This window comes from Streptomyces scopuliridis, assembly GCF_042790125.1.
Taxonomy (GTDB): Bacteria; Actinomycetota; Actinomycetes; order Streptomycetales; family Streptomycetaceae; genus Streptomyces; species Streptomyces scopuliridis_A.
The window spans coordinates 140,726-167,470 of the sequence record NZ_JBHTZS010000011.1 but is presented as its reverse complement, the minus strand read 5'-3'; the positions used below and the strand labels follow the sequence as shown (position 1 = coordinate 167,470).

Genomic DNA, 26,745 nt, shown 5'->3' with positions numbered 1-26,745 from the left:
ACGCCGGGGCGAGCCGGTACGCCCCCGCGCTCCCGCACGCCGCCCGCGCGGGTGAACGCGAGCCTGCGGCGGGTCCGGAGAATGATCAATCATCGGACCCGTCACCGCACGCCCGTGTCCGTGTACGCCCCGGAGGTTCGCCATGCCCGTCGCCCCGCTCGACCACCAGACGACCGGCTACCAACTGGCCCATGCCTACTGGCTGGCGAAGGCCGCGGAGCTGGCCTACCACGACGAGGACGAGACGCGGACCGTCCTCGCGGACTGGGGGTTCGACCGGTTCCGGCACATCGAGGCCCGCCATGAACTGCCGTTCCCTCTGGAGGACACCCAGGCGTATGTCGCCGCCAGCGACCGGATGATCATCGCCGCGTTCCGCGGCACCCAGCCGCTGGAGATCCGTGACTGGCTGACCGACGCCAACACCCCGCCCGTGCCGGGGCCGGGCAACAAGGGCTTCGTCCACTTCGGCTTCCACCGGGCGCTCACCTCGGTGTATCCGGACGTACGGTCCGCCGTCGAGACGTTCCGCACCGGCGGCCAGACGGTGTGGTTCACCGGGCACAGCCTGGGCGGCGCGCTCGCCATGCTCGCCGGGGGACGGCTGTACTTCGAGGAGCCGCGGATCCTCGCCGACGGTATCTACACGTACGGACAGCCCCGCACCTGCGACCGGCTGCTGGCCGCCGCGCACAACACCGGGCTGAAGGGCCGCACTTACCGCTTCGTCAACAACAACGACGTCGTTCCACAGGTCCCGCCGGCGCCCGTCTTCACGCATGTGGACCACGTCAGGTATTTCGACGCCGGCGGTGTACTCCACGACCGGATGCCGCTGATCGACGGGTTCAAGGACCGGATCAAGGGGCGTACCGCCGATCTGTTCGCGCCCGCCTCCGACGGAATTCGCGACCATTTCATGACCGCGTATCTGGCGAATATCGAGAAGAACCTCGCCTGATCCACCTGATTCACCTGATCCACCCGATCCGCCTGTGGTCCGGGCGCCTTCCTCAGCGGCGGCCGAGCCGGCGCTCGCCCTGCGAACCGGTCGCGTAGGGCAGCCCGTAGTGCGAGAAGATCCGCGGTTCGTCCTCGGCGAGCAGTTCCCCGTCGGTATCGATCGAGGGGGCGTCCTTGGCGAGCTTCCGGTCCCACGGGACCTTCAGATAATTCGGTCCGACAGTGGCCTCGGCCAGCGGGACAAAGACCAGCCGCCGTTTCGTGGGCAGACCGATCGTGACCGTGGCGAACGATGGCGCGTCTGTCGCGGTGTCCACGTAGATGGCTTCCAGCGAGCCGATCTTCCGCTTTTCGGCATCGACCACAGCATGGCCGCGCCACTCCCGGATGTCGTCAGCTTCGAACATGAGCGACTCGCCTCTCCTCCGCTTATTCACCGCTTATCCGTATCCGCCGTTCGGGGATGGCGGACGGCCACACTCGACAACATTCCCGGTCGGTGTGCGAAATTCACACTGCCGGGGCGTCGCCGCGTCTTCCGGCCGCGCCGGGGGCGCGGGCGGCAGACGTGTGCGGGAAAAGCGCTGGTGGTGCGCGGGGCGTACGGGCATCCTGGCCGCATGTTGATCAGGGAAGCCACCACCGAGGACTGGCCCGCCATCTGGCCGTTCTTCCACCGGATCGTCGCCGCCGGCGTGACCTTCACCTACCCCGTCGAGCTCAGTGAGACCGACGCGCGTGACATGTGGCTCATCGCGCCCCCGAACCGTACCGTCGTCGCCGTGGACGACGCGGGTACGGTCCTGGGCACGGCGAAGATGAACCGGAACCACATGGGCAACAGCTCGCACATCGCGAGCGCGAGCTACATGGTCGACCCGGACCACGCGGGGCAAGGGGTGGGCAGGGCGCTCTGTACGTACACGATGGACTGGGCCCGCGCGGCGGGGTACCGCGCGATGCAGTTCAACGCCGTCGTCGAGACCAACGCGCAGGCGGTGAAGCTGTACCAGTCGCTCGGCTTCGAGGTACTGGGCACGCTCCCGGAGGGCTTCCTGCACCCCGCGCACGGCTATGTCGGGCTGCACATCATGCATCGCGCGCTCTGAGAGCGGTGCTCCGAACAGGAATCACTCTCGGTCCTGGAGCACGGACAGGATGTTCCCCGCCGGGTCCGTGAACCACGCGATGTACGGGCCGCCGCCCCGGAAGACGCCCTTGTCGTCCGCCTCCATTCCGGGGTAGCGCTCGAAGGTCACGCCACGGCGGCCCAGTTCGTCCACCGCCGCGTCGATGTCGTCCACCGGGAAGTTGAGAATCGTGAACGACGCGGGTGTGTGACCGGGCTTCGGGTAGACGAGCACGGTGGTGCCGCCCGCGAGACGCAGACGCAGCAGGCCGTGCTCCTCCTCCACCCGCAGTCCCAGCGTCTCGCCGTAGAACCGCCGGGCCTCGTCGATGTCGTCCACGGCGAATCCGCTGAACGCTCTGCTGTTGCCGAACATGACGGCCGTCCTTCCTCGATCAGGGCTGTCGAAGGGGTAGACGCCCCCGGGGGCCGGGACTCATCGTCGCGCCTGGATGAAGGACGCGCCCAGGCCGAGCCAGGTGGCGGCGTAGAGCCAGCCGCCCACGACGTCCGTGGCCCAGTGCACCCCGAGATAGATCCGGCTCAGCCCCACGGCGACGGCCCAGCAGACGAGGAGCGCGATGAGCACGCCTCTCAGCCATCCGGGTATCGCGTGGGACCGGCGGCCGAGACGGACGAGGCCCCAGATCAGCAGACCCGCCGCGAGCGCCGATGTGGTGGTGTGCCCGGAGGGGAACGCGAATCCGGAGGCATGGGTCAGCCAGTCCGCCATCGGCGGCCGGGGACGGGCCACCGCCGCCAGAAGGCCGTACCGGGCGGCCTGCCCCGCGAGCAGGAACACCAGCGCGCCGGCCGCCGCCAGCAGCCGGTGCCGCGCATCGCGGCCGGCGAGCAGCCCGGCCACGACGGCGCAGAGATAGGGGTACGGGCCGGTGCCGCTCGCCGTCACGGCCCGCGCCGCCGCGACGCCCGCGGGGGACGAGCGGTGCCCCAGCGACCAGTCGAGCGCGGCCGTGTCCAGCGGGAACGGGGCGCCGCCGCGGCCGGTCAGAAGCACGGCCAGCAGGGCGAAGGCGGCGCCGCAGAGCACGGTGACGGCCAGTGGCGCCGTACGGACGGCTCTGCGGACCGGCGGTGCGGCACGGCTCACCGTCGCGCCACCAGGGGCCGCAGCGGGGTGTCATGGAGCCGTTCGGCCGGCGGAGCGAAATGTCGCGCGAGGCTCATCAACGCCCAGGCCACCACTGCTCCGACGAGCAGCCCGAGGGCGACGTCGTGCGGGTAGTGCGCCCCGACCCAGACCCGTGATCCGGCCATCAGCAGCGCGGCCGGGACCGCGACCGCCGCGAGCGCGCGGTCGACGAAGAGCAGCGCGACGGCCGCCGCCGCCGCGATCGCGGCGTGGTTGCTCGGCAGCGACCAGTCGCCCAGCGGAGGGCAGGCCTCGATGGTGATGGTGTGCAGCGTCTGACAGGGCCGCTGCTCCCGCATCACCGATTTGAGCGCCAGCCCGGCGACGTAGGCCAGGACCAGTACGAGGGGCGCGGCGAGCGCCATGACGGGCCGCGCCGAGAACCGCGGGGCCCCGGCCGTCGGCCGGGCGCGCCACCACGCGGCCAGCAGGAGCGCGCCGAAGAAGAGCAGACCGTATGTGGACCAGAGGGAGACGGCGGTGTCCAGCGGGCCGGGCGAGCGGTCCGCCAGGCCGGTCACGGACCGGTACAGGCCCTCGTCGAACCATCGGTCCCCGGACACGGCCGCCGTCCACGCGCTCGCCGTCAACGCGCCTCCTCGGGGGACTCGCCTGCCGGGGACGTGCCCGCCGTACGGCGGGAGCGCAGTACCTCCAGGGCCAGTGGAATGAGCGAGATGATCACGATCAGCGCGACGAGGGGCAGCAGATAGCGGTCGACATTGGGCACGGACGAGCCGAGCGCGTATCCGGCGAGTACGAGACCGACGGTCCAGACGACGCCGCCGATGACCTGCCAGAGCGTGAAGAGGCGTGCGGGCACGTTCAGGGCGCCGGCCAGCGGGTTCAGCACGGTGCGTACGACCGGGACGAAGCGGGCGAGCACGATGGCCTTCGCGTGGCCGTACCGGTCGAGCAGTTCCTCCGCGCGGGCCGCTCCCTCGTGGAGCTTGCGGGCGCGGCTGCGCGCCAGCAGCGCCCGGCCGCCCCGCCGGCCGATCCAGTAACCGGTCTGCGCGCCCAGCAGCGCTCCCAGGACCGAGGCGATCAGGACCTGCGGGAGCGAGAGATGCGCGGTCCCGTTCGCGCCGGAGACACAGAGCAGTCCCGCGGTGAAGAGCAGCGAGTCCCCGGGGAGGAAGAAACCGACGAGGAGGCCGGTCTCGGCGAAGAGGACGAAGGCGATACCGAGGGCGCCGAACGCGGAGAGCAGTGATCCCGCGTCGAGAAGGTTCACTGCCTGCGGCATCGTCGCGAGGGCGGATACGTCCATTGAAGGGCTGCTCCCATAATGGTGGACGGGGGATGGGCGGGACGGCGGATGGACAGAGGTGTCCCGCCCGCGCTGATTGACTACAGTTCTGTAGACGGTCTACTTCACTGTAGACGAAGAGAACGGGAGGAGCGTTCCCATGGGCGACGACGGCGCGGAGCGGCGGCCGGCCGGGGAGTTGGAAGCCGGTGTGCTCGCGGCGCTGTGGGCGGCCGAGGAACCGCTCACGCCCGGACGCGTCCAGGAAGCGCTCGGTGGATCGCTCGCCCGCACCACCGTCACCACGATTCTGTCGCGGCTGTACGAGAAGGGCAGTGTCACGCGCATCCGATCGGGGCGCGGCTACGCGTACTCCCCGACCGAGGACGCCCCCGGGCTGACCGCCCGCCGTATGCACTCCGAACTGGCGAAGGACGAGGACCGCAGCGCGGTGCTCGCCCGCTTCGTCTCCCAGCTCAACGACGAGGACGAGCGGATGCTGCGCTCCCTGCTGGACAGCGGAGAGGCCGGATGACCTACCTCGTACTGATCCCGCTGCTGATGCCCTTCCTCGCGGCGCCCGCCGCCCGCCGCGTCGCCGCCGTCCTCCCGCCGCGCCCCGCGGCCTGGCTGCTCACCGCCGCCGCGCTGGTCCTGGCCGTCAGCAGCTCGGCGACCCTGGTGCTGCTGGTCGTACCGGGCGCGTCGTATCTGCCCGCCGTCGCCGTCCTCGGTGAACTCGCCGAACCGCTGACGGCGGGACCGCCTCCCGTGACCATCGCGCTCGCGGTCGTCGCAGGGGCTCTGCTGGTCTGGCGTACGGCGGCCCTCACCGCCGCCGCGCGGCGCGACCGGGCGGAGCTGCGCCGGGCCAGGACCGTCACCGGCGGCACGGACGACGAGCTGGCGGTGGTACGGGACGACCGGCCCGACGCGTACGCGCTGCCGGGGCGCCCCGGCCGGATCGTCGTCACCACCGGCATGCTGCGCGCCCTGGAGCCGCCGGAGCGCGAGGCGCTGTTCGCCCATGAACGCGCCCATCTGCGCGGCCGTCACCATGTCCTGCTCGCGGCGGCGGAGCTGGCCGCGCTCTGCCACCCGGCCCTGCGCGCGCTGCGTGAGCCGCTCGGCTACGCGCTGGAGCGCGCCGCGGACGAGGCCGCCGCGGCGGCCGTCGGCGACCGGCGTCTGGCCGCCCGCGCGATCGGGCGCGCCGCGCTGGCCGCCCGCGGCGTGCCGGGCCTGTCCGGGGCCGTCAGGGCCCGCACCGTACTCGCCGCGACCGCGGGCCCGGTGCCCCGGCGGGTCGCCGCGCTGCTCGGCACCGGCACGGGCGCCCGGCCCGCGCTCACGCCCCGGACCCGCCGCCTCGTCGCGGGCGCCCTGCTGGTGTGCCTGACGCTGTCCGGCGCCTCGGCCGTGGGGGCGGCGAACGACCTGCACACCCATATCGAGATCGCGCAGGGAGAGAATCCAGGGCGCTGACCGGCGGCGCCGGCGACAACCCGGGATTCCCTCGTCATACGCGCTTCACCGGTATATCCGGCCGAACTCCAGGGTGTCCCCGGAGGATTCATCACCCCCGATCCTCCGGCCCGGATCGCCGCCATGTCCTCGGTACTCGTGGGCGGAGCCCGGCGCGGAAGCGACCAGTGGGCGTTCCCGGCGAAGCGGCTCCGGCAGGGCTTCCGGTGTGATCAGAGCCGGCAGCGCGCGGTCCATACGCAGCGCGTCCACCGATTCCGCCAGCAACTCGTATTCCGTGGTGTCGTCGCGGGTGGCGACACGGATGAGACGCCCGGCCGCCAAATGCTCGGCGACCATGTCCTGATGGGCCGTGTCGTCCCGCCAGGTCCGGAGTGTCGTCGGTACGTCCGGCACGCTGTGCGCCACCGGAGTGAGCGCGGCGGCCGGAAAATGGTCGCTTTCCGGGCTGGGATCGAGCCGTTCCGCGATCCAGGTAGCGCGATCCCGCAACCACCACAGTGCAAGTGCCAGAGTGGGAGCGCGATATGTTCCCAGCGGAACGCCGATACGCTGTCCACCGCTGATTCCGTACGCGGTGACATGGCACAGGAATTCGTCATGCACGGCCGCTCTCCTTGCGCCGTTCTGTGTGCCTGATGGCCTGGGCCGCAGTGCTTTTGCGGTGACGTTGCGCGGGTACCGTCGGGCGCCGTGGCGGAGCGATTTCCCGGGGGAGTGGAAAACGACCCTGGAATGCCCGAACTTCCAACTATGAAGCCTTTACTGATGTCCTGTCACGACACGGATCCGGCCAGATTCGGAGCGTAATCACCGTCCCGTATGGCGGAAATTTCATGACACCGCGCCGTGACGGAGCGTCCCTGGCCATGGGGTCATATGCCAGCATCTGCGGATACCGCGCGACGCCGGCCCCGCCGGGGTCCGGCAGGTCTCGACGCGATGGAGGACAACCCTCATGAACAACCCGCACGACGGCACCCCGTACGACCACACCTGGCACGACATCTCCCAGGACGACACGCTGACGACCGCCCCCGACGGCCGGACCGCCCTGCGGATGGAACGCAGGCTCCCGCACCCTCCCGGGAGGGTCTGGGCCGCGCTCACCGAACCCGCCGCTCTCGCCCAGTGGTTCCCCTCCGAGGTGACCGTCGATCTCACCCCCGGCGGTGCCATGGGCTTCCACTTCCCCGGCGTCAGCGGACCGGGCATGACCGGCACCGTCACGGACGTCGACGAGCCCCGCCTCTTCGCTTTCACCTGGGGCGCCGACCATCTGAGCTGGTCCATCACGCCCGACGGCGAAGGCTCGTTGCTCACGCTCGTGCACACCTTCGACGATTTCCCGGGCGCGGCGAGCTTCGCCTCCGGCTGGCACCTGTGCATCACCGCCCTGGCCCAGCTGCTCGCCGGCGGCCCGGTCACCGTCGGCCGTGACACCGGCGAACTGCACGAGACGTACGTACGGCGGTTCGGCCTCGGCCGTGGCACCGTCGAGCCGGCCGAGGGCGACACCGCCGGTCCGCGGATCCGGCTGGAACGCCAGCTGGTGCGGCCGGCCGCGACCGTCTGGGATGTCCTGTCGGCCGGTATCGAGCCGGTGGCCGGTCTGCCCGTCCCCGCCGGGTTCACCGCCGAGAACGTCCCGGCGGGCCATGTCGCGGAGGTCCGGGCGCCGAGGTCGCTCACCTACACCTGGCGGCCCGGCGGGTCGGTCACCTGGGAGCTGGGCGAGGGGACGGGGCGCGGGGCCCGGCTGGTGCTGACCCAGACCGGTCCCGAGGGCGCCGACGTGGATGCGGTCCTGGCCGCCTGGCGGACCCGGATCGACCAGCTCGCGGCGGATCTGCTCAAGGCATAGCCCGAGAGATGACCCGAAGGAGGCGGTGTGGCGAGTGTGTGACGGCTCAGTAGGGGCCGCCCGATCCGCGCCACCCAGGTGGAGAGGCGGTGCGAGCGCTGGTTAGGGTGCCTTGAATGTTCGCCCCACGAGTTCCCCCCACATTTTCGGTAAGAGGCGTGTTCGCTGATCAGGGTTCCCTCTGGGAGGCCATGTGACGCAGCTCACTGATCAGTCGGTACGGGCCACGGCGACCGCGAAACCGGCGGAAGCCGCGCCGGCCGCGCCACCGGCCAAGAAGCGGGACGCCTTCTTCGACAACGCCAAGTTCCTGGCGATCGTGCTGGTCGCGATGGGGCACGCGTGGGAGCCGCTGCGGGACGGCAGCCGGGCGGTCTCGGCGCTCTACATCGTCGTCTACACCTTCCATATGCCGGCATTCATCATCATCTCCGGCTATTTCTCGCGCGGTTTCGACTTCCGCCCCGACCGGGTGCGCCGGCTGATCACCGGCATCGCCGTGCCGTACATCGTGTTCGAGGTCGCCTACAGCCTCTTTCACCGATGGGCGGCGGACGATCCGTCCATGGAGATCACCCTGCTCGACCCCTGGTATCTGACCTGGTTCCTGCTCGCCCTCTTCGTCTGGCGGATGACGGCGCCGATCTGGCGCCTGGTGCGCCGGCCGGTTCCGATCGCACTGGCGATCGCCATGCTCGCCACGCTCTCCCCGGACATCGGCGACGACCTCGATCTCCAGCGGGTCCTGCAGTTCCTGCCGTTCTTCGTGCTCGGCCTGCGGCTCAAGCCCGAGCACTTCCAGCTGGTCCGCCGCAAGGAGGTACGCCTGCTCGCCGTTCCGGTCTTCGCCGCCACGGTCGTCTTCGCGTACTGGGCCGTCACCCGGATGAACATGGCGTGGTTCTTCCACCGCGACAGCGCGCAGGAACTGGGCGCGCCGTGGTGGAGCGGGATCCCGATGACGCTCGCCCTCTTCGGCTGCTCCCTCGTACTGACCGCCTGCTTCTTCGCCTGGGTCCCCGGCCGCCGTATGTGGTTCACGGTGCTGGGAGCCGGCACGCTCTGCGGCTATCTGCTGCACGGATTCCTCGCCCAGAGCGCGAGCACCTGGAACTGGTACGACGCCGACTGGCTGCACCGGCCCATGGGCGCGGTGTTCGTCACCGTCCTCGCGGGCGTCGTCGTCACGCTGCTCTGTACGCCCCCGGTCCAGCGGCTCTTCCGCTTCGCGCTGGAGCCCGAGATGGCATGGGCGTTCAGGGCCGATCCCGCCGAGCGGTGCGGCAAGAGCTGAGCGAGGACGCCAGAAGACCCGGCAGGACGACCGCGGGGCGGTGGCCGTCGGCCACCGCCCCGCGTGTCACCGACCGGACGACCGGTCAGAGGTCGAACTCGTGCGGCGGCAGGTCGAGCGCGAAGCAGGCTTCGCGGACCACGGCCTGCTCCGTCTTGTCGAAGTCACCGTCGGCGCCACCGATGACGATGCCGATCTGGATGACGGCCCGTGCCTCGACGGGCTTCTTCCTGGCCTTGCCCACCTCCTGGAGGACGCCCACCTTGCCGAACGCGAAGTCGGTGGTCAGCTTGTTGAGATATTCGTCGAAGCGGCGCTGGAGGTCTTCCGCGGGGAAGTTCCGCAGCACTTCATTGGTGGCGATCAACGAGGCGACCCGCTGGCGCTCGGCGGGGTCGACAGAGCCGTCGGCCGCGGCGACCAGCGCGCACATCGCCATGCTCGCGTCGCGGAACGAGCCGCTCTTGAGGTCGTTCTTCTTCGCCATGAGCTGCGTCTGCATCGTCGCGGCGGATTCCTTGAACCGGTCCCACAGGGCCATTCCGTCATCTCTCCTCAGGTGTCACACAGAGCCACTCCGACAACGCGCGAGACCGCCGCCGCGTGCCCGTCGGGTGTACCCGGGCGCGGTCCGGAGAGGCGTACACCCGCCGGACGCCCCCTTTTCATACGATCGCGAGGTCGCCCCGTCACCGCACCAGAGCTGGGAGCACCCGCCATGGCCACCGAGCCGACCGACTCCAACGACTCCACCGCGCCGACCGAATCCACCTTGCAGAACGTCTCGTTCCCGAGCGCGGGAACGACCGCGTACGGCTATCTCGCCGTACCGCCCGCCGGACACGGCCCCGGCGTCATCGTCATCCAGGAGTGGTGGGGCCTGACCGCCCACATCAAGGACATCGCCGACCGCTTCGCCCGGGCCGGCTTCGTCGCGCTCGCCCCGGATCTGTACGGCGGCCGGGTCGCCCATGACTCCGGCGAGGCGCTGCGCATGATGGGCGAACTGCCCACCGAGCGGGGCGTCGAGCTGCTCTCCGGCGCCGTCGACTATCTGCTCGCGCGGCCCGAGACGGACGGCGACTCGATCGGCACCGTCGGCTTCTGCATGGGTGGCGGATTCGTGCTCAGCCTGGCCGCGAAGGACCAGCGGGTCTCCGCGGCCGTACCGTTCTACGGCGTCAACCGCGACGGGGTGCCCGACTTCTCGAACCTCAAGGCCGAGATCCTGGGCCACTACGGCGAGGACGACGACACTGTCCCGCCGTCGTCCCTCAAGGAACTGCGCACCGCGATCGAGTCCCAGTCCGGGATCGTTCCGGTCCTCCATCTCTACGCGGGGGCGGGCCACGCCTTCTTCAACGACGGCCGCCCCGAGACGTACCACGCCCCATCCGCCGCGCTCGCCTGGGAGCGTACGGTCGCCTTCCTCAACGACCGGCTCGGCGCCTCCGGCTGACGCTCGGCGATTCGGCCGAGCCGGGTCAGGCGAGCGCCGCGCCCTGCCACAGCAGGAGCCCGACATCGGCGCCCGCGACCACGATCGCCGCGAGGAACGGCGCCCTGGGACGGCGGCGGCCCAGCAGTGAGCCGCCGACCGCCGTGATCAGCGCCACGGAGACGGCGACGACACCGAGCGCGCCCGCTCCGCCGACCGCGAGCAGGACCGTCGCCGCCACCAGCGGGGCCGGCAGCAGCAGCCGCACCGCGGCCGGCCCCAGCCGCTGCGGCCAGCCCCGTACCCCCAGGGCGAGATCCGCCTCGATGTCCGGCAGCACATTGCCGAGATGCGCGCCGACCCCCACCAGCGCCGCGGCGGTGACGACCCACCAGTCCGGCCAGGGCTGTCCCGGCAGACCGAGCGTCACACACGCGGGCAGGGACGCGAACCCGATCGCGTACGGCAGCCACGACAGCACCGTCGACTTCAGCCGGACGTTGTACAGCCAGGCGGCGGCCACCCCCACCAGATGCACCACGCCCGCGAGCGCCCCGTACGCCAGCGACAGCGGAACGCACAGCGCCAGCGCCACCAGGGCAGCGGCCCGTACGGTACGCACGCCGACGGCCCCGCCCACCACAGGCTTGGCGCGCCGGCCGGCCGCCGCGTCCCGCGCCGCGTCGACGGCGTCATTGCTCCAGCCGACCGACAACTGCCCCGTCAGGACAGCGGCGGTCACCAGCAGACAGCCGGACGCGTCCTGCCCGGCGGCCACCGCGAGCCCCGCGACCAGCAGCGTCACCGCGACCGTGGGCCCCGGATGGCACGCCCCCAGCAGCGCGCACACCCGGCGCGGCCACCCTCCCGGCGCCCCGCCGAGCGGCGTACGGACAGTGCTCCCCGCCTGCTCGAAAACGTCCACGCGACCATCGTAGGCAGCCCCACCGACAGCGGGCGGTCCGTCACATACGTACGGCTCCCCACGCCGGACCACCCGTCATGGCGACGTCGTACCACCGGCCCTGAAGGGCCGTACAGGCGACTTCGTGTGTGGCACGACCGAGCGGGGGCAGGGATTGCCACGTCAGTCGCCCCCGACCTCGGACCGCAGATGACTCGTATCGCAGCCGTCCGTGGAGCCCTGGCTCCGCATCGGTACGCCCAGCACGACATCACGGACATGGTCGCCAAGACCTGTCTGCCCGCAGGTGCCGACCGGCAGGTACTCGACCGGCTGCACCGCGGCGCCCGCGTGGACACGCGCCATACGGCACTGCCCCTCGACCAGTACGACGGGCTCAAGGACTTCGGGACCGTCAACGACACGTTCATCGCCGGGGCGTTGTCGCTGGGAGCCGAGGCGGTCGGCGGGGCACTGGACGAGGCGGGGTTCCTCCCGCGCGATGTCGATCTGCTGATGTTCACCTCGGTGACGGGGATCGCCGCGCCCTCCGTGGACGCGCGCCTCGTCGGGCGGCTCGGACTGCGGTCCGATGTGAAGAGAGTGCCCGTCTTCGGGCTCGGCTGTGTGGCGGGAGCGGCGGGCATCGCCCGGCTGCACGACTATCTGCTCGGACGGCCCGACGATGTGGCCGTCCTCCTGTCGGTCGAGCTGTGCTCGCTCACCTTCCAGCGCGACGACGCCTCGTCCGCCAACCTCGTCGCCACCGCGCTCTTCGGGGACGGCGCCGCGGCCGTCGTCGCCTGTGGCTCCCGGCGCCGGGAAACCGGCCCGGTCGTCGTCGACACGCGCAGCCATCTGTATCCGGACACCGAGCAGGCGATGGGCTGGGACATCACGGGCACCGGGTTCCGGATCGTCCTGGACGCCAGCGTTCCGGAGCTTGTCCGCAAGAACCTCGCCGCGGACGTCGACGGATTCCTCGCCGACAACGGCCTGACGCGCGAGGACATCACCGCGTGGGTGTGCCACCCCGGCGGGCCGAAGGTGCTGGAAGCCGTCGAAGAGGTCCTGCAACTGCCCGCCGACGCCCTGGACATGACCTGGCGTTCGCTGGCGGCGGTGGGGAATCTGTCGTCCTCCTCCGTACTGCATGTGCTGCGGGACACGCTGGCCGAGCGCCCGGCACCGCCTGGTTCGTACGGTCTGCTGCTGGCGATGGGGCCCGGATTCTGCTCCGAGCTGGTGCTGCTCCGCTGGTAGATCCGCCGGAGCCCGCGGCGCCGGCGGAGCGGAACGGGGAGAAGCGGTCGGGGAGAAGAGACGGAGGGACGGGGAGACATGATCTGGTACACCGCTCTGGTGCTGGCCGTGGGCGGGGAGCGCGTCGCCGAACTCGTCGTCGCCCGGCGCAACGCGCGCTGGAGTCTGGCGCGCGGCGCCGTCGAGCGGGGGCGGCGGCACTACCCGCCGATGGTCGCCCTGCACACCCTGCTGCTGCTCGGCTGTCTCGCGGAAGTATGGCTGGCCGACCGGCCGTTCGACCCGGCGCTCGGCTGGCCGATGCTGGCCGTCGTGCTGGCCGCGCAGGCGCTGCGCTGGTGGTGCGTCCGTACGCTCGGCCCGCGCTGGAACACCCGGGTGCTGGTCGTGCCGGGACTGCCGCTGGTGACGGGCGGTCCGTACCGGCTGCTCCGCCACCCCAACTATGTGGCGGTGGCCGCGGAGGGGATCGCGCTGCCGCTCGTGCACGGCGCCTGGATCACCGCGCTGCTGTTCACCGCGTTCAACGCGGTGCTGCTGACGATCCGGATACGGTGCGAGAACCGCGCGCTGGAGTCGGCCGCCGCCGGCGCCCGGCCATGATCGATCTGCTGGTGGTGGGCGGCGGACCCGCCGGTCTCGCCACCGCGGTCCATGCCGCGCTGGCCGGCCTGGAGACGGTGGTGATCGAACCCCGCACCACCCCCGTCGACAAGGCGTGCGGCGAAGGCGTGATGCCGAGTGGCGTACGCGCGCTGTCCGCGCTCGGCCTCGGCCCGCTCCCGGGCCATCCGCTGCACGGTATCCGCTATGTCCACGGCACCCACCGGGCCGAGGCGCCGTTCGACGAAGGACCCGGGCTCGGGGTGCGGCGTACGGAGCTCCACGCCGCGCTGGCACGACGGGCCGCCGAGGCCGGTGTCAGGACCGTGACCGGCCGGGTCGGCGAGGTGGAGCAGGGCGCGGACTCCGTGACCGCGGGCGGGCTGCGGGCGCGCTGGCTGGTCGCCGCCGACGGGCTGCGCTCACCCGTACGGCGCCGCCTCGGCCTGGACCTTCCGGACCGGCGGCCCCGGCGGTACGGGCAGCGACGGCACTACCGCATGAAGCCCTGGACGGACTTCGTGGAGGTCCACTGGTCCTCGTCAGGGCGGGCGGGGGAGGCGTATGTGACACCCGTGGCGGACGATCTGGTCGGGGTGGCCGTTCTGACCACGGCGAAGGGCGGTTACGACGAGCACCTGGCCGGCTTCCCGCGGCTGCGCCCGCTGCTGGACGGCGAGCCGGTCGGCGCCGTGCGCGGCGCGGGCCCCCTGCGCCAGCGAGTACGCCGCCGCAGCGCGGGCCGGGTGCTGCTCGTCGGTGACGCGGCGGGCTATGTCGACGCCCTCACCGGCGAGGGCATCGCGCTCGCGCTGGCGTCGGCGGAGGCGGCCGTACGGTGTCTGCGGGCCGGCCGGCCGCAGGAGTACGAGCGGCGGTGGCGCGCGCTGTCCCGGCGCCACCGGCTGCTGACGGAGGGGCTGCTGAGGGTCGGCGGGCACGCGGCGGGAGCCCGGCTGATCGTCCCGGCGGCGGCCAGGATGCCCGCGGTGTTCGCGGCGGCGGTACGCGCTCTCCAGTGAGGCGCGGGGCCTGTCAGGCGCGGGGGCCGCGCGGCTCGGGGTCCCGGGATCAGGGCGCGGGCCCGGGGCAGGACGAGGGGCCCCGGGATCAGGGCGAGAGGCCGCCCGTCGTGTCGGTCCCCGGAGGCGTCATCGCGTTCACCGTGTGCGGCAGGACGTTCACGAGGTAGTCCGCGATCGTCGCCTCCAGACCGACATCGCGCCCCGCCGCCTCCGACAGATACCAGCGGTGCTCAAGCACCTCGTGATAGATCTGCGCCGCGTCCATCTCGCCGCGCATCTCCAGTGGTACGGCCCGTACGGTCGGCCGGAAGACATCGCGGACCCAGCGGTGGGCGAGGACCTCGGGCCGCGCCCCCAGCGGATCGCCGGGCGCGTAGTCCTCCTCGCCGGCCATCCAGCTCTCCAGGTCGTTGAGCAGCCGACGGGCCTGGTTCTCCTCGGCGTCCAGGCCGGTCAGCCGCAGCAGCTGCCGCTGATGATGGCCCGCGTCCACCACCTTCGGCAGGAAGGTGACCGTGTCACCCACCGGTGAGCGCTCGATCTGCATCTCCGCGACATCGAAGCCCAGGTCGTTGAGCCGGCGGATCCGGCGGTCGATGTAGTGCCGCTTGTCCACCGGATAGACCGACTCGCGCGTCACCTCGTGCCAGAGGTCCTCGTACCGCTGGACGATCGCCGCGCCGAACGGCACCGGGTCGACGGAAGGGTGCAGCGCGCCCGACGCCTCCAGATCCATCAGCTCCCCGGCGATGTTCACGCGCGCCAGCTCGATGTCGTAATCGCGCTGCCCCCGGCTCAGGTTCTGCTGGATCTGCCCGGTCTCGGCGTCCACCAGATACGCGGCGTACGCGCCCGCGTCCCGACGGAAGAGCGCGTTGGACAGCGAGCAGTCGCCCCAGGCGAACCCGGCGAGATGGAGTCGTACGAGCAGCACGGCCAGCGCGTCCATCAGCCGCTTGACGGTGGTCGGCCGCATCGTCGACTCGAACATCGAGCGGTACGGCAGCGATCCCTTGAGATGCCGTGTGATCAGCGCCGGCTCCAGGGGCGCCCCGTCCCCGTCCACGCGCCCGGTCACCACCGCGACCGGGTCCACGGCCGGGATTCCGAGCCGGTGCAGATCGCGCAGCAGACCGAACTCGCGGACCGCCCCGCGCTCGGATATCTCCTTGACCGCCACGACCTCGGGCCCCGCAGAGGCGAAGCGCACCACATGGCGCGAGATACCGCGCGGGAGCGCGACCAGGCACTCGTCCGGCCACTGGTCGAGCGGGGTGTTCCACGGCAGATCCAGCAGCACGGCCGGCTGCTCCGGATTGGTCGCGCTGATCTGCAGCGCCATCGTGCCTCCCACGGCGGTCGTCCGGCGGGCACCGGATCCGGAACCGCCCCCGACAGTGTGCCGGGTCGGGTGAGCACGGTCGCGGGCAGGACCGGGGTGGATGGCCGCGCCTCCCTTCCTGGGCGGTGTCTTCTGTCGAGCGAGGTGAACGGCCGGGTGCGTCAGCGGCTCAGCAGCAGTTCGGTGTTGCGGTCCGTGGACGTGCCCGCCGGGGCGGTGGTCGAGCCCGGCGCGTTGTGCGACAGCTCCCGGTAGAGAGCGGCGAGCCCGGTCTGCGAGAGATCCTCGAAGTCGGTCCTGTGCGGCGCCGACGACTCGATCAGCGTGGTGAACAGCGAGAGCGTGCCGTCCCCGTTGTCGGCGATCTCGATGACCCGCGCGAGCTGCGGGAAGTCGATGTGCGAGGCGGTGGAGATCTCCCAGAAGCTGCCGTGCGGAAGGATCGCGTTGCGGTGGCTGTGCCCGTTGACCCAGGCCAGCACATTGCGGTTCCGCTTGAGCAGCGCCAGGACCTCGTCGCCGTTGTGCCGGGCCTCGCCGGGGTGCGCGGGGTCGGGGTGGGTGTTGGTCATCGTCCAGCTGTTGTGATGGCTGAAGATGACGACGTATCCGTCCCGGTGCTCCGTGAGCTTGCGCTTCAGCCAGTTGAGCTGGGCGGTGTTGAGCGAGCCGGTGTAGTGCCCGCCGCGGTCGGTGGTGTCGAGGCTGATGCCGGTGACGTTCTCGCCCATCGGGAACGTGTAGTAGAGCGTGTCGTCGTCCAGGTTGGCCGCGGTGTAGCCGTGCCCGGCCGGACCGGCGCCCGCCCGCGCCGGATCGAGGTGCGCGGTCAGATACTCGCGCGGACCGAACGGCGCCCGGCGCGGATCGGCGGTGACGGACCGCATCGCCCGCTTCGAGCGGCGCAGCAGGTCGATCAGCTTCTCCCCGTTGGGGTCGCCGCCCTTCGAGAGGAGCTTCAGCAGCTGCTTGGCCTCGGCGTCGGGGATGCCGTACAGCTTCTTCGCGCCGACGGCGAACTCCGCGAGGAAACCGGACGGGTCGGCCATCGCGCCGCTCGCCAGACCGTCGTGATTGCCGACGGTCGAGTACCACGGGATCCGCAGTCCGGGGCTGTTCACGGAGCGGATCGCGGCGTCGAGGAACCCGTCGATACGGGGGAAGCCGAGCCGCTTGTCGGTGTCGCGGCGGGAGTCCTCCGGGTGCCAGAACAACCGCTCGTCGGAGTTCTGCACCCCTTCGTAGCGCTGGAGGTCACCGGTGTTGGGGGAGATACGGCCACCGCTCATCACCGTGAGGAACCAGTCCAGTTCCGCCCGGGAGTTGTTGTCGGTGTTGTCGCCCGTCGTCACGGCGAAGGACAGCGGCGCCCCGGTCGCGGGCCCCTCCTTCAGCGCGTTGATCTGCTCGATCAGGGCCACCGCCCCCGGCACGGTGAGCGCCTCCTGCGGCCGCCACCCCGAGAGCTGCTGCGAGCGCAGATACTCGGTGCGCACCGGGTGCTGGACATCCACCAGATGCAGATCGGTGAGCTGGACGAAGGAGCTGAGTACGGTGCGCCGCTGGGCGCGGCCCGGCCGCGGGGCCGCGAGCGTCTCGCGCACGACCCTGCGCCAGCCGGGACCGTCGCCGAGCCGCCGGAAGGCCGCGGCGGAATCGCGGGGCGCGGCCATGGAATCCAGCGTCGTACGGGCGGGGACGGTACGGGCGGGCGTGGCCGGGGCGGCGGGGGTGCGGGGGCTGGGGACGGAGGGTGCGGCGGTTCCGGGCGCGGCGGCCGCCTCCCCGGAACCGCCGCCCGCGCCGAGCGCCAGCCCGATCCCGGCGGAGACGCCGACCGCTCCGGTGGCGGCGAGAAAGGAGCGGCGGTCGACGGCGGTGACTGCGGAGCGTATGCGTGTCATTCTGCGGCCTCCCGAGTGCGAGCGCATCAACAAGCGCGCCGGGGACGGCCCCCTGGCTACTCCTCGATGGTTGACACCGGGCGTGGCCTGCGCGTGAACGACGTTCCAACGGCCAACACCCATCACCACACAGGGATCACCGCGTCGGCGAACCGTCGCCGCGCCCATGGCCACAGGACCGGAGCCGGTCACTCACCGTTCACTCCGCGGGGAAGGCGCGGCACGTACGGGATCCTTCGAAAGTGGTGCGCATACCTCGCGGCGGACCGGGCACACGCATCTCAGAGCCGAGCTCACGGCCGCCCCCCGGCCGCCCGAGCTCTCCCGGCCCCACCGGTGCGTCCCCCCTCGCCGGTGGGGCCGCTCCTCTTTCCATGGCCCCGCGTCTTTCCGCGGCCCCGCGCGAACAGGCCCGTTGTCAGACCCGCGTGGCAGGGTGTTTCCCGAGCCGGTGCAGCCGACCTCCGAGGAGCATCATGACGGACCGTCCCGCCTCCGTATCCATCACCGCCGCCCAGGCGCTCACCGCGCTGGCCGAGCTCCTCGCGCCCGGCCGCCCGGCCGTCGCCGAAGAGGTCCTGTTCGCGTACGAGGATCCGGACGCCTACGTGCGTACGTATGCCACGCGGCTCGAAGACCGCGGGATCGACGCGCCCATCGAGAACCTCGCGTGGATCGCGCTCGTCGACGCGCTCACCGACCAGGGGCTGCTGGCCGAGGTCGACTGGAAGGAGGACGGTGACGAGATCAGGCGCCGGCTCCGGGCCCTCGAATCCCGTCCCACCGACGACCCGTGGTCCCTCGCCGGTCCGGAGGGCGCGGACGGCACGGACCCGGTGGCGCTGGACACCGCGGCCTTCCTCAACGACGCCGGGCGGCTCCATCTGGATCTCGGGGTGGCGCTCGCGGTGCTCGACATAGAGTCGGACTGCTATCCGCTGGTCTGCTTCCCGGCCCGGCGGGCGGGTGAGCTGACCCCGCTCGCCGCGCGCGCCGGGTTCTACGCGGCGGTCCTGGGGACCGAGCAGCCCTGAGCCGTACGCGCCTGAGCCGTATGCGCCTGAGCCGTACGCGTCTGAGCTGTATGCGTCTGTGCCGTGCGCGCGCGGCTGCTCCGGGACTTCGGACGTGCTCGTCCAGGGGCTCAGCCCGCGCTGATCACGACCGGGCCGCCGCCGGGGTCGGCGCGGTCGATCCAGTCGGCGGAGGCGTACAGCGGCCGGTTCGGTACCGCGCCCCGCCGCAGCCGTTCCCGGTGCAGCACCCGTCCGTCCTGGCTGACGACGAGGAAGGACAGCCGGTCCGCCGAGCGCGCCGTACGGAGCGTGAAGCGGCCCAGCGGCGGGCGGGGACCGCGCGGGTCGATACGGTTCGGCGCGACCCACCGCAGGGGCGCGTCCACCTCCACCGGCACCTGGCCGCCCGGCCACGCGCCGTCCGTCAGATACCGGAGCACGGGTCCCGCGACGAGCCGGCCCTCCCGGGCCGCGGTGCCCGCCGGTTCGATGGCGTGCAGCAGATTGCCGACGGCGAAGACGCCGGGCGCGGCCGTACGGAACGCGGTGTCGACCGCCGGACCCCGGGTGCCCCGGTCGAGGGCGATCCCGCCCCGGCGGGCCAGCTCGTGGTCGGGGATCCAGTCCCCGGTGAAGACGACCGTGTCGCAGCCGACGGTCGTCGTCCTGCCGTCGTCGTGCCGCAGCGCGACGCCGGTGAGCCGGCCCCGGCCGAGCAGTTCGGTGACGGTGGTGCCGGTCAGCAGCGGTACCCGGTGACGCAGCCGGGAGCCGAGGCCCGAGGCCCAGGAGGACTGGTGGTGCGGCTGTTCGGTGACCATCGCCGCGATCTCCACGCCCGCGCTCCGCAGGGTGCGCGCGGCGGAGTAGCTGACGGGTTCGGCGCCGATGACGACGGCTCGGGCGCCGATCCGCTGATGGTGCAGATGGACGGCCTGTTGCAGCTCGCCGGTGGTGAACACCCCGGCCGGCCGTGTCCCCGGCACCAGCCGTGCGCTGCGCGGGCGTTCGCGCGCACCGGTGGCGAGGACGACCGCCCCGGCGGAGAGGCATTCCAGGCCCTCGGGTCCGGTGGTCTCCACGGTGAGCGGCCCGGGGCCGCCGGGGGAGTCCTCGCGCCCGTGATGTCCCGCCCAGCCGGTGACAGTGACCCCGGTGCGCAGCGTCGCTCCCGCTCCGGCCGCCAGATCGCGCCAGTGGCGGGCGTACGCGGGACCGCTCATCGGACGGTGCAGATCACGCACCCCGAATCCGGTGTGGAAGCAGTGGCGTGGGACGCCGCCGGCCTCTTCCTCGCGGTCGACGACCTCGACCGTACCGGCGCCCGAGGCGGCCAGTCGCTCGGCCGCGGCCAGACCGGCCGGACCCGCGCCGACCACCAGCACGTCGACGGAGCGCCGCCGTCGGCCGGGGCCCGGGACGGAGGGCACGGCGTCCCGGTCGTCTGTTGTCGCGCTCATGGTCCGACCTCCGGCCGCAGGGATGGTTCGCCGCCGCCGGACGTGCCGGGCGTACTGGACGTACTGGATGTGCCGTACGTATCGCACGTGTCGGAAGCTTCCGGCGCGAGCAGGGCGCGCACGGTCGCGCCGCAGTAGAAGCCCTGGCACCGGCCGCCCCGGGCACGGGTGCGCCGCCGCAGCCCCTCGGCTGAGCGGGGCGGGACGGTACTGGCGAGGGCGTCGCGGATCTCCCCGCGCGAGACCCGTTCGCAGTGGCAGACGATCCTGCCGTACTCCGGGTCCGCCGCGATGAGTTCGGCGCGTTCGTACGGCCGCGGTGACGCCTCGCCGATATTCGGCATCCGCACCGGTGCCAGCTCCCGCGCCGCGCCCAGCTCCCGGCCGGAGCCGGCCAGCAGCTCGACGACATGGGCGGCGATCGCCATGGACGCGGTCAGCCCGGTGGAGCGGATACCGCCCACGGTGATGTACCGCTGTCCGGGGTGGGCACGGATGCGGTAGTCGTCGTCCTCCGTGGCGGCGCGCAGCCCCGCGTAGACGGCCGTCACCTCCTCGTCGAGCAGCTCCGGCATGATCCGTCCGCCCTTCTCCCGCAGGAAGTCCAGCCCCTCGGCCGTCGATCCGGTCGCCGTCTTGTCGTCCAGGTCCTCGGCGGTCGGCCCGAGCATCACATTGCCGTACACCGTGGGCGCCACCAGCACCCCCTTGCCGAGCGCGGTGGGCACCGGCAGCAGGATGTGCCGGACCAGATCGCGGGCGAACTTGTCGAAGACCATGAGCTGGCCGCGTCGCGGGGTGACCGTGAAGTCGGTGTGACCGAGCAGCCGGTCGATCTCGTCGCCGTACAGTCCGGCGGCGTTGATCAGTGTGTGCGTCCGCAATACGCCGCGATCGGTGAGCAGTTCATGCGGTGACCTGTCGCCGGGGGCGCCGGTGACGCTCTCCACCCGGCAGTTGAGATGCAGATCCGCCCCGGCCTCGACGGCCTGGGTGGCGTACGCGAGCGTTGTCGTCCAGGGGCAGATGATGCTCTCGCCGGGGACGTCGAGCGCGCCGAGCGCGCCGGGGCCCAGATGGGGCTCGCGGGAGTACAGCTCGTCCGCGCCGATGATCCGTGTGTCGTGGTACTCGTTGCGCTCGGCCTTCTCCACCAGTGCGGGCAGCGCGGCCAGTTGTTCCTCGTCCCATGCGACGAGCAGGGCGCCGAGCGGTTCGACGGGGATCCCCGTCCGTGAGGCGTACTCCGCCAGCCGCCGCTGTCCCTCGCGTACGAGCCGGGACTCCAGCGAACCGGGCACGGCGTCGAAACCGGTATGCAGAATGGCCGTGTTGGCCTTGGACGTACCGTCGCCGACATCGTCGGACGCCTCCACCAGCGCGATCCGCAGCCGGTAGCGGGCCAGTTCACGGGCGATGGCCGTGCCGACCACTCCGGCGCCGATGACGGCGACGTCGTACACCTCGTCCGGCAGCGTGCCCGAGGTCGTGACAGTCATGGTGCTCCAGGGACAGGCCGGGACCGGGGCCCCGGCCGGGTTCGGTTCGCGTGGGTTCTCCGCGGGTCTGTTCGGTACTCGTTCCCGGGACACGCGGTTCAGGGCGGGGGAGTACGGTCGAGCAGCGCCGCCACCTCCGCGCGGAAGACGCCCAGCCGCTCCGCCGCCTCGTCCGCGCCGATCCCCGGCTCGTAGACCGCGGCGGGTTTCCACTCCGGGATCACCTGCCGCAACGACTGCGCCGGATCGAGGCCGAGACGCGCGAGGGCGCCCACCCCCAGTGCCGTGACATCGGGCAACGCCGAGACCTCGACGGGCCGTTGCAGCAGATCGGCCTGGGTCTGCATCAGCAGCGCCGACCGGGTCAGACCGCCGTCCACCCGCAGGCTCGTCAGGGGCGTGCCGAGATCGGTGGCCACCGCGTCGGCCAGCTCCACGACCTGGGCGGCGATGCCCTCGCAGAGCGCGCGGACCAGTTGCCCAGGGCCGGTGTCCAGGCCGAGGCCGGTGATCGAGCCGCGCAGATCGCCCCGCCACCACGGCGCGGCGAGTCCCGCGAGCGCGGGTACGAAGGTCACACCGCCGCTGTCCGGTACGGAGGAGCCGACCGTGTCGAGATCGGCGGCCCCCGAGATCACCCCGAGATCCGTCAGCCAGCGCACGGCGGAAGCGGCCGTGTAGACCTGTCCGTCGAGGCAGTAGCTGGTCCGTCCGCCGAGCCGCCAGGCGACACAGCTGACCAGCCCGGTCGTCCCGCGGCGCGGCAGTCCGCCGGTCTGCGCGAGCAGGAACGCGCCGGTGCCGTAAGTGCACTTGGCGGATCCCGGTTCGGTCACGTCCTGGGCGAGCAGCGCCGCCTGCTGGTCGACGAGCAGTCCGGTCAGCGGGATCTCGGCACCGAAGGCGCTGGTCGTGCCGACCGGTCCGGCCGCGTCGACGATACGGGGCAGCGCCTCGCCGGAGAGCCCGAAGATGTCCAGCGCCTCCGGCGACCAGTCGACCCGGTCGAGATCGAGCAGCTGGGTGCGCCCGGCCGTGCCGGCGTCGGTGACGAACGCGCCGGTCAGCTGGTGGATCAGCCAGGAGTCGCTGGTGGTGACGGCGCCCTCGCGGGTCAGCTCGCGCCGGATCCAGGCCATCTTGGGCGCGGCGAAGTACGGGTCCAGCGGAAGTCCGGTCAGCCGCCTCAACCGGTCGTCGTACGGGGCGAGTTCCGCGCAGAGCGGCTCCGCGCGCCGGTCCTGCCAGACGATCGCGTCGGTGAGCGGCGTGCCCGTACCCGGATCCCAGGCGAGCACCGTCTCGCCCTGGTTGGCCAGACCGACGGCCGTGACCGGCTCCCCGGCGTCCGCGAGCGCCTGACGCCCGGCGTCGAGTACGGAGCGGAGCAGGACGGCGGGATCGACCTCCACCAGCCCGCCGGAGCCGTAGCGGGGCGGCGCCGGGGCCGAACCCGTACCGATCACGCCTCGCTCGGGGCAGATGACCAGCGCCTTGGTGGACGAGGTTCCCTGGTCAAGAGCGAGTACCGGCCCGGTGGCCGAGGCGGCGCGGGGGCGGGGCGAGTGCTGGGCTGGCGGCATTTCCCGTTCTTCGGTCGCGGAGGGGCACGAGGTCGCGAAGGGGCGAGGTCGCGGCGATCGCGGTGGGTCCTGATCGCTGAGCGAAAGCGTGATGCAGGTCAGGGCGGGCGTCAAGGGTTCGCTGGACCGTCCGTGCGCGGGTACCGAAAGGTCTTGTCCGGCGCATAGCGGAAATCCTCCGGGCGCCACCGCCGGAGGCAGTCCAACCCGCTTTGATCAACAGAGAGTTGCGAAAGATCAGCAAAGTGTTCGAGCCATGTCACTCGGACCCCTACACTGATCGCCGCAGTGCCAGGGAGTGCCCTCCGGCTCTTCCTCACCTGCGGTACGGCAGGTCTGTGCCTTCTGCGACGACGCCGGATCGCTCCACCCCCCACCGTCCTAGAGGATCCATGACGAACATATTTTCAGCCAGACACCTCCGCGGGCATGCCCGGCTCGGTACCTCCTGTAGGCGGCCCGCGGCGGCCGGCGTCTCCCCGCCGCCGTGGCACGGGAGTTCCGGGCCCCCGGGCCGGGGGAGCATCCGTCACCCCCGTGTCCCCGGGCCACCGGGGCCGGGAACGGAGGACCGGTGCTAGCGTCCCCCGCCCCGCTGCCCTCGCGCGCGCGGACGGGGCCGAGCTGATGGCGAGCGACAACATGCGCCCCGTCTACCATCCGGCGGGCCACGACAACGAACTGCGGGCCGCTGTCCAGGATCTGCGCACAGGACGCTGGGTCTCGATGCGCAACCTCCTCGCCGAGACGCCCGATTGGCCCCTGTGGACCCAGCGCACCCAGGTGCTGGCCGCCGTCGCCGCCGGTTCCGACGCCGTACAGGCATGGCTGTCCGAAGAGCCCGGAAGCGTCGCCGCACTCGTGATGCACACCCGTGTCCTGGTGGAGCGCGCCGTACGGGCCCACCGCGAGGGACACGCCCGCACGCAGGAGCTGTGGCAGCAGGCATGGGAGGCGTGCGGCACCGCCGCGCGCCGGGCTCCCGCCGACCCGGTGCCCTGGGTGTGCCTGCTGGCCCTGGCCCAACTCGACGGCAGACAACGGCTGGAGGAGCACCGGCTGGCGCCGCCGGGGCCGATGCTCTTCCCCGGCCCCTGGGCCCTGCTCGCGGAGGCCGACAAGCGCGATCCGTACAACCGCGAGGCGTACCACCGCATGCTCCAGTTCGTCTACGCGCGGCGGGCCGACGGATCACTCTCGGAAGCCGTCAACTTCGTCCAGTGGGCGGCCTCTTCGGCGCCCGAGGGCTCCGCGCTGCACGTCATGCCGCTGTTCGTACGGGTGGAGCGCTACCGCCGGGAGAACGGCCACGAGAAGGCGCTCGACCTCCACTGGGTCACGGAGGACGCCACCCGTGACGCGCTGCGGGCCCTGCACCTGTGGTTCGACCACGCGGTGCTGGCCGAGGCATCCCTGCTCGACCTCAACCAGCTGGCGCACGCGCTGTGGGGATCGCTCCAATTCGAGGCGGGAGCCCGGGTGTTCGAGGCCCTGGGGCCGTACTACGTCTCCGTGCCGTGGGCGTATCGTACGCGCAGCCCCGGCGATGCCGCGCAGGCCGAGGACGTGTTCCTGCGCGCCCGCGCCCGGTGTCTCGCGGCGGCCCGCGACCCGCGGGACGGGCCGGACGGCTGAGCGGCCCCCACCGCGAAGCCGCTCGTCACCCCGTCCCGGGTAGCCCCTTCCGTACCCGTCCGTTCCCGTCCCCACCTGTTGTTTCTCACCGGAGGTGCATTCCATGTCCACGTCGCCACCGACCTGGCCGAAGGCCGGTCCCATGCCGCAGAAGGACGAAGAGCAACGGCTGCGCGAGCTCGGCTATCAGCCCGTCCTCGCCCGCCGCATGGGCGGCTTCGGCAACTTCGCCATCAGCTTCTCGGTCATCTCCATCCTGTCCGGCTGCATGACCCTCTACGGCTTCGGCATGGGCACCGGCGGTCCTTCGGTGATGCTCTGGGGCTGGGCGGGCGTCGGTCTGTTCGTGCTCTGTGTCGGCATGGCGCTGGCGGAGGTCACGAGCGCGTACCCCACCTCCGGCGCCCTCTACTACATGGCCGACCGGCTCGGCGGCCGTAAGTGGGGCTGGTACACCGGCTGGCTCAACCTGCTCGGACTGCTCGGCGCGATCGCCGGAATCGACTACGGCGCCGCGCTGTTCACCGGAGCCTTCCTCAATCTCCAGTTCGGCTTCAGCCCCACCCCGGGCTGGACCTTTGTCATCTTCCTGTGCATCCTGCTGCTGCACGCCGTGCTGAACCTGTTCGGGGTCAAGCTGGTCAGCGTGCTCAACTCGATCAGCGTGTGGTGGCATCTGGTCGGTGTCGCCATCATCGTCGGCGCTCTGGCGATCTTCCCCGACCACCACCAGTCGCCGTCGTTCGTCTTCACCGAGTTCGTCAATGACACCGGCTGGCAGAACCCGCTCTATGTCGCCGCCATCGGGCTGCTGCTCGCGCAGTACACCTTCTGCGGCTACGACGCCTCGGCCCATCTCTCCGAGGAGACCTCGAACGCGTCCGTCACTGCCGCGCGCGGGATCGTCCGGGCCATCTGGGTGTCCTGGATCGCCGGCTTCGCCCTGCTGGCCGGACTCACCTTCGCCATCCAGGACTACGCGGGTGCCCAGAACAGCGCCACCGGCGTGCCGCCCGCGCAGATCCTGATCGACGCCCTCGGTACCAGCGGTGCCACGGCGCTGCTGCTGCTCGTGATCGTGGCGCAGCTGTTCTGCGGCAACGCGGAGGTCGCGGCGGCCAGCCGGATGGTCTTCGCCTTCAGCCGTGACAACGCGCTGCCGGGCTCCGCGCTGTGGCGGCGCGTCAGCAGCCGTACCCAGACCCCGGTCCCCGCGGTCTGGCTGTCGGTCATCGTCGCGGGTGTGCTCGCCGTGCCGTCCCTGTACTCGGCGACGGCGTACGGCGCGGTGACCGCCATCAACGTCATCGGGATCACCCCGGCGTACGCCATCCCGATCTTCCTGAAGCTGCGTGCCAAGGACCGCTTCGAGCCCGGACCGTGGACCCTGGGGCGCTGGAGCAAGCCTGTCGGCTGGATAGCGGTGGTGTGGGTGGCTCTGGTCACCGTCCTCTTCTGTCTGCCCCAGTCGAACCCGGTGACGGTCGACTCGATGAACTACGCCGTGATCGCCCTGGCCGTGGTGCTGATCCTGGCGACCGCCTGGTGGTACATCGCCCGCGGCTCGTACAGCACCCCGCAGGCGTACGGCAACGCGCGCGAGCAGTCGGAGATCTCGGAAGGCATCGTCTGAGCCTTCTCCCGTCCGGAAGGACGCGGTGTGTGCGGCGGGGGTCCGGCCCGAGGGCGTGTTGTGAAAGTAGCGCCGCCCGCCCGCAGGGCGGGGCCTGCGGCGTCCGGTGCGTGCGATCGCAAGGCGGAGGATCGTCCTCGTACTGGACGTACTTGGACGACTCCGACAACGCGGCGAGCGCGCGTGCCGGGCGTCGCAGGCCAGGCGGGACTTTCACAACACGCCCTGGGGGCGGGGCCCCCGCCGCACGTCCGCGTGGTGCTCTCGTCTCCCGTCGGCTCGCCGGTGTTCGTCCGGCCG

The 26,745-nt window shown here is 71.8% G+C and carries 25 protein-coding genes and 1 pseudogene; 13 read left to right on the top strand and 13 right to left on the bottom strand.

Going from position 1 to position 26,745, the window contains the following annotated elements; translation table 11 throughout:
• Positions 1-142: 142 nt before the first annotated feature.
• Entirely contained in the window at positions 143-961 is an 819-nt protein-coding gene (locus tag ACFRKB_RS19315; RefSeq protein WP_383107185.1) for a lipase family protein, read from the top strand.
• A gap of 52 nt (positions 962-1,013) precedes the next feature.
• Here ACFRKB_RS19315 and ACFRKB_RS19310 read toward each other — a convergent pair whose 3' ends face one another.
• Positions 1,014-1,370, bottom strand: coding sequence for a PRC-barrel domain-containing protein (locus ACFRKB_RS19310; protein ID WP_383107184.1), 357 nt, complete (start codon positions 1,368-1,370; stop codon positions 1,014-1,016).
• A 213-nt stretch (positions 1,371-1,583) separates the two neighbouring features.
• Here ACFRKB_RS19310 and ACFRKB_RS19305 point away from each other — a divergent pair, with 213 nt between their 5' ends.
• The gene (locus ACFRKB_RS19305) at positions 1,584-2,072 is read left to right on the top strand and encodes a GNAT family N-acetyltransferase (RefSeq protein WP_383107183.1); all 489 of its coding nucleotides are present in this window, start codon (positions 1,584-1,586) and stop codon (positions 2,070-2,072) included.
• 21 nt (positions 2,073-2,093) lie between these two features.
• On the opposite strand, the gene ACFRKB_RS19300 is transcribed toward ACFRKB_RS19305, so the two are convergent.
• From ACFRKB_RS19300 to ACFRKB_RS19285, 4 genes are read right to left on the bottom strand one after another with little or no spacing between them, the layout of a single operon-like run.
• Complete coding sequence (locus tag ACFRKB_RS19300) at positions 2,094-2,468, bottom strand: VOC family protein (protein ID WP_383107181.1); 375 nt, start codon at positions 2,466-2,468, stop codon at positions 2,094-2,096.
• Between the two features lie 60 nt (positions 2,469-2,528).
• Positions 2,529-3,203 carry a phosphatase PAP2 family protein gene (locus ACFRKB_RS19295; protein ID WP_383107179.1) on the bottom strand — a complete coding sequence of 225 codons (675 nt, stop codon included), beginning with the start codon at positions 3,201-3,203 and terminating at the stop codon, positions 2,529-2,531.
• A complete protein-coding gene (locus ACFRKB_RS19290) occupies positions 3,200-3,835 on the bottom strand; it encodes a phosphatase PAP2 family protein (protein ID WP_383107177.1) in 636 nt (211 codons plus the stop codon). Before ACFRKB_RS19290 ends, ACFRKB_RS19295 begins: the two co-directional genes overlap by 4 nt.
• A complete protein-coding gene (locus ACFRKB_RS19285; protein WP_383107175.1) occupies positions 3,832-4,518 on the bottom strand; it encodes a DedA family protein in 687 nt (228 codons plus the stop codon). The genes ACFRKB_RS19290 and ACFRKB_RS19285 overlap by 4 nt, the downstream gene beginning before the upstream one ends.
• Before the next feature lie 139 nt (positions 4,519-4,657).
• On the opposite strand from ACFRKB_RS19285, the gene ACFRKB_RS19280 reads away from it, so the two are divergent.
• Positions 4,658-5,032 (top strand): BlaI/MecI/CopY family transcriptional regulator, encoded by a 375-nt coding sequence (locus ACFRKB_RS19280; protein ID WP_365970410.1) that lies wholly within the window; start codon positions 4,658-4,660, stop codon positions 5,030-5,032.
• A complete protein-coding gene (locus tag ACFRKB_RS19275) occupies positions 5,029-5,982 on the top strand; it encodes a M48 family metalloprotease (RefSeq protein ID WP_383107173.1) in 954 nt (317 codons plus the stop codon). Before ACFRKB_RS19280 ends, ACFRKB_RS19275 begins: the two co-directional genes overlap by 4 nt.
• A gap of 198 nt (positions 5,983-6,180) precedes the next feature.
• Here ACFRKB_RS19275 and ACFRKB_RS19270 read toward each other — a convergent pair.
• Positions 6,181-6,588, bottom strand: a pseudogene (locus tag ACFRKB_RS19270) (hypothetical protein); the annotation flags it as partial.
• A gap of 352 nt (positions 6,589-6,940) precedes the next feature.
• On the opposite strand from ACFRKB_RS19270, the gene ACFRKB_RS19265 reads away from it, so the two are divergent.
• Together ACFRKB_RS19265 and ACFRKB_RS19260 are read left to right on the top strand one after the other, a co-directional pair.
• Complete coding sequence (locus tag ACFRKB_RS19265) at positions 6,941-7,846, top strand: SRPBCC family protein (protein ID WP_383107171.1); 906 nt, start codon at positions 6,941-6,943, stop codon at positions 7,844-7,846.
• Positions 7,847-8,039: 193 nt separating this feature from the next.
• Positions 8,040-9,140, top strand: a complete 1,101-nt coding sequence (locus tag ACFRKB_RS19260; protein WP_383107169.1) for an acyltransferase family protein — start codon at positions 8,040-8,042, stop codon at positions 9,138-9,140.
• A gap of 85 nt (positions 9,141-9,225) precedes the next feature.
• Here ACFRKB_RS19260 and ACFRKB_RS19255 read toward each other — a convergent pair whose 3' ends face one another.
• On the bottom strand, positions 9,226-9,681 hold the full coding sequence (locus ACFRKB_RS19255) for a tellurite resistance TerB family protein (protein WP_383107168.1): 456 nt from the start codon (positions 9,679-9,681) through the stop codon (positions 9,226-9,228).
• Between the two features lie 177 nt (positions 9,682-9,858).
• On the opposite strand from ACFRKB_RS19255, the gene ACFRKB_RS19250 reads away from it, so the two are divergent.
• Positions 9,859-10,599 carry a dienelactone hydrolase family protein gene (locus ACFRKB_RS19250; protein ID WP_383107166.1) on the top strand — a complete coding sequence of 247 codons (741 nt, stop codon included), beginning with the start codon at positions 9,859-9,861 and terminating at the stop codon, positions 10,597-10,599.
• A 25-nt stretch (positions 10,600-10,624) separates the two neighbouring features.
• Here ACFRKB_RS19250 and ACFRKB_RS19245 read toward each other — a convergent pair whose 3' ends face one another.
• A complete protein-coding gene (locus tag ACFRKB_RS19245) occupies positions 10,625-11,503 on the bottom strand; it encodes a UbiA family prenyltransferase (RefSeq protein WP_383107164.1) in 879 nt (292 codons plus the stop codon).
• 189 nt (positions 11,504-11,692) lie between these two features.
• On the opposite strand from ACFRKB_RS19245, the gene ACFRKB_RS19240 reads away from it, so the two are divergent.
• The 3 genes from ACFRKB_RS19240 (at position 11,693) to ACFRKB_RS19230 (ending at position 14,370) form a co-directional block, all read left to right on the top strand.
• On the top strand, positions 11,693-12,745 hold the full coding sequence (locus ACFRKB_RS19240) for a type III polyketide synthase (RefSeq protein WP_383107163.1): 1,053 nt from the start codon (positions 11,693-11,695) through the stop codon (positions 12,743-12,745).
• A 78-nt stretch (positions 12,746-12,823) separates the two neighbouring features.
• A complete protein-coding gene (locus tag ACFRKB_RS19235) occupies positions 12,824-13,348 on the top strand; it encodes an isoprenylcysteine carboxyl methyltransferase family protein (RefSeq protein ID WP_383107161.1) in 525 nt (174 codons plus the stop codon).
• Positions 13,345-14,370 carry an NAD(P)/FAD-dependent oxidoreductase gene (locus tag ACFRKB_RS19230; protein WP_383107159.1) on the top strand — a complete coding sequence of 342 codons (1,026 nt, stop codon included), beginning with the start codon at positions 13,345-13,347 and terminating at the stop codon, positions 14,368-14,370. Before ACFRKB_RS19235 ends, ACFRKB_RS19230 begins: the two co-directional genes overlap by 4 nt.
• A gap of 88 nt (positions 14,371-14,458) precedes the next feature.
• On the opposite strand, the gene ACFRKB_RS19225 is transcribed toward ACFRKB_RS19230, so the two are convergent.
• Both ACFRKB_RS19225 and ACFRKB_RS19220 read right to left on the bottom strand, forming a co-directional pair.
• Entirely contained in the window at positions 14,459-15,715 is a 1,257-nt protein-coding gene (locus ACFRKB_RS19225) for a DUF4032 domain-containing protein (RefSeq protein ID WP_383107157.1), read from the bottom strand.
• Between the two features lie 161 nt (positions 15,716-15,876).
• Complete coding sequence (locus ACFRKB_RS19220) at positions 15,877-17,619, bottom strand: TIGR03767 family metallophosphoesterase (RefSeq protein WP_383107156.1); 1,743 nt, start codon at positions 17,617-17,619, stop codon at positions 15,877-15,879.
• A 476-nt stretch (positions 17,620-18,095) separates the two neighbouring features.
• Between ACFRKB_RS19220 and ACFRKB_RS19215 the strand changes: the two genes are divergently transcribed.
• Positions 18,096-18,653, top strand: a complete 558-nt coding sequence (locus tag ACFRKB_RS19215; protein WP_383107154.1) for a DUF6630 family protein — start codon at positions 18,096-18,098, stop codon at positions 18,651-18,653.
• A 110-nt stretch (positions 18,654-18,763) separates the two neighbouring features.
• On the opposite strand, the gene ACFRKB_RS19210 is transcribed toward ACFRKB_RS19215, so the two are convergent.
• The 3 genes from ACFRKB_RS19210 to ACFRKB_RS19200 form a co-directional block, all read right to left on the bottom strand.
• Positions 18,764-20,095: an NAD(P)/FAD-dependent oxidoreductase gene (locus ACFRKB_RS19210; protein WP_383107152.1), complete on the bottom strand. Its 1,332-nt coding sequence runs from the start codon at positions 20,093-20,095 to the stop codon at positions 18,764-18,766.
• A complete protein-coding gene (locus ACFRKB_RS19205; protein ID WP_383107151.1) occupies positions 20,092-21,594 on the bottom strand; it encodes an FAD-dependent oxidoreductase in 1,503 nt (500 codons plus the stop codon). The genes ACFRKB_RS19210 and ACFRKB_RS19205 overlap by 4 nt, the downstream gene beginning before the upstream one ends.
• A gap of 98 nt (positions 21,595-21,692) precedes the next feature.
• Entirely contained in the window at positions 21,693-23,177 is a 1,485-nt protein-coding gene (locus ACFRKB_RS19200; protein ID WP_383107149.1) for an FGGY family carbohydrate kinase, read from the bottom strand.
• A gap of 627 nt (positions 23,178-23,804) precedes the next feature.
• On the opposite strand from ACFRKB_RS19200, the gene ACFRKB_RS19195 reads away from it, so the two are divergent.
• Both ACFRKB_RS19195 and ACFRKB_RS19190 read left to right on the top strand, forming a co-directional pair.
• Positions 23,805-24,812 (top strand): hypothetical protein, encoded by a 1,008-nt coding sequence (locus ACFRKB_RS19195; protein WP_383107147.1) that lies wholly within the window; start codon positions 23,805-23,807, stop codon positions 24,810-24,812.
• Positions 24,813-24,915: 103 nt separating this feature from the next.
• Entirely contained in the window at positions 24,916-26,445 is a 1,530-nt protein-coding gene (locus ACFRKB_RS19190; protein ID WP_383107146.1) for an amino acid permease, read from the top strand.
• Positions 26,446-26,745: the final 300 nt, after the last annotated feature.

Bases quoted from the DNA above. Each gene is read 5' to 3' on its own strand.
- ACFRKB_RS19195 (WP_383107147.1), top strand. From the start codon at position 23,805: ATGGCGAGCGACAACATGCGCCCCGTCTACCATCCGGCGGGCCACGAC.
- ACFRKB_RS19300 (WP_383107181.1), bottom strand. From the start codon at position 2,468: ATGTTCGGCAACAGCAGAGCGTTCAGCGGATTCGCCGTGGACGACATC.
- ACFRKB_RS19250 (WP_383107166.1), top strand. From the start codon at position 9,859: ATGGCCACCGAGCCGACCGACTCCAACGACTCCACCGCGCCGACCGAA.
- ACFRKB_RS19310 (WP_383107184.1), bottom strand. From the start codon at position 1,370: ATGTTCGAAGCTGACGACATCCGGGAGTGGCGCGGCCATGCTGTGGTC.
- ACFRKB_RS19240 (WP_383107163.1), top strand. From the start codon at position 11,693: ATGACTCGTATCGCAGCCGTCCGTGGAGCCCTGGCTCCGCATCGGTAC.
- ACFRKB_RS19210 (WP_383107152.1), bottom strand. From the start codon at position 20,095: ATGAGCGCGACAACAGACGACCGGGACGCCGTGCCCTCCGTCCCGGGC.
- ACFRKB_RS19225 (WP_383107157.1), bottom strand. From the start codon at position 15,715: ATGGCGCTGCAGATCAGCGCGACCAATCCGGAGCAGCCGGCCGTGCTG.
- ACFRKB_RS19205 (WP_383107151.1), bottom strand. From the start codon at position 21,594: ATGACTGTCACGACCTCGGGCACGCTGCCGGACGAGGTGTACGACGTC.
- ACFRKB_RS19305 (WP_383107183.1), top strand. From the start codon at position 1,584: ATGTTGATCAGGGAAGCCACCACCGAGGACTGGCCCGCCATCTGGCCG.
- ACFRKB_RS19230 (WP_383107159.1), top strand. From the start codon at position 13,345: ATGATCGATCTGCTGGTGGTGGGCGGCGGACCCGCCGGTCTCGCCACC.
- ACFRKB_RS19275 (WP_383107173.1), top strand. From the start codon at position 5,029: ATGACCTACCTCGTACTGATCCCGCTGCTGATGCCCTTCCTCGCGGCG.
- ACFRKB_RS19200 (WP_383107149.1), bottom strand. From the start codon at position 23,177: ATGCCGCCAGCCCAGCACTCGCCCCGCCCCCGCGCCGCCTCGGCCACC.
- ACFRKB_RS19280 (WP_365970410.1), top strand. From the start codon at position 4,658: ATGGGCGACGACGGCGCGGAGCGGCGGCCGGCCGGGGAGTTGGAAGCC.
- ACFRKB_RS19285 (WP_383107175.1), bottom strand. From the start codon at position 4,518: ATGGACGTATCCGCCCTCGCGACGATGCCGCAGGCAGTGAACCTTCTC.
- ACFRKB_RS19190 (WP_383107146.1), top strand. From the start codon at position 24,916: ATGTCCACGTCGCCACCGACCTGGCCGAAGGCCGGTCCCATGCCGCAG.
- ACFRKB_RS19255 (WP_383107168.1), bottom strand. From the start codon at position 9,681: ATGGCCCTGTGGGACCGGTTCAAGGAATCCGCCGCGACGATGCAGACG.
- ACFRKB_RS19235 (WP_383107161.1), top strand. From the start codon at position 12,824: ATGATCTGGTACACCGCTCTGGTGCTGGCCGTGGGCGGGGAGCGCGTC.
- ACFRKB_RS19265 (WP_383107171.1), top strand. From the start codon at position 6,941: ATGAACAACCCGCACGACGGCACCCCGTACGACCACACCTGGCACGAC.
- ACFRKB_RS19315 (WP_383107185.1), top strand. From the start codon at position 143: ATGCCCGTCGCCCCGCTCGACCACCAGACGACCGGCTACCAACTGGCC.
- ACFRKB_RS19215 (WP_383107154.1), top strand. From the start codon at position 18,096: ATGACGGACCGTCCCGCCTCCGTATCCATCACCGCCGCCCAGGCGCTC.
- ACFRKB_RS19220 (WP_383107156.1), bottom strand. From the start codon at position 17,619: ATGACACGCATACGCTCCGCAGTCACCGCCGTCGACCGCCGCTCCTTT.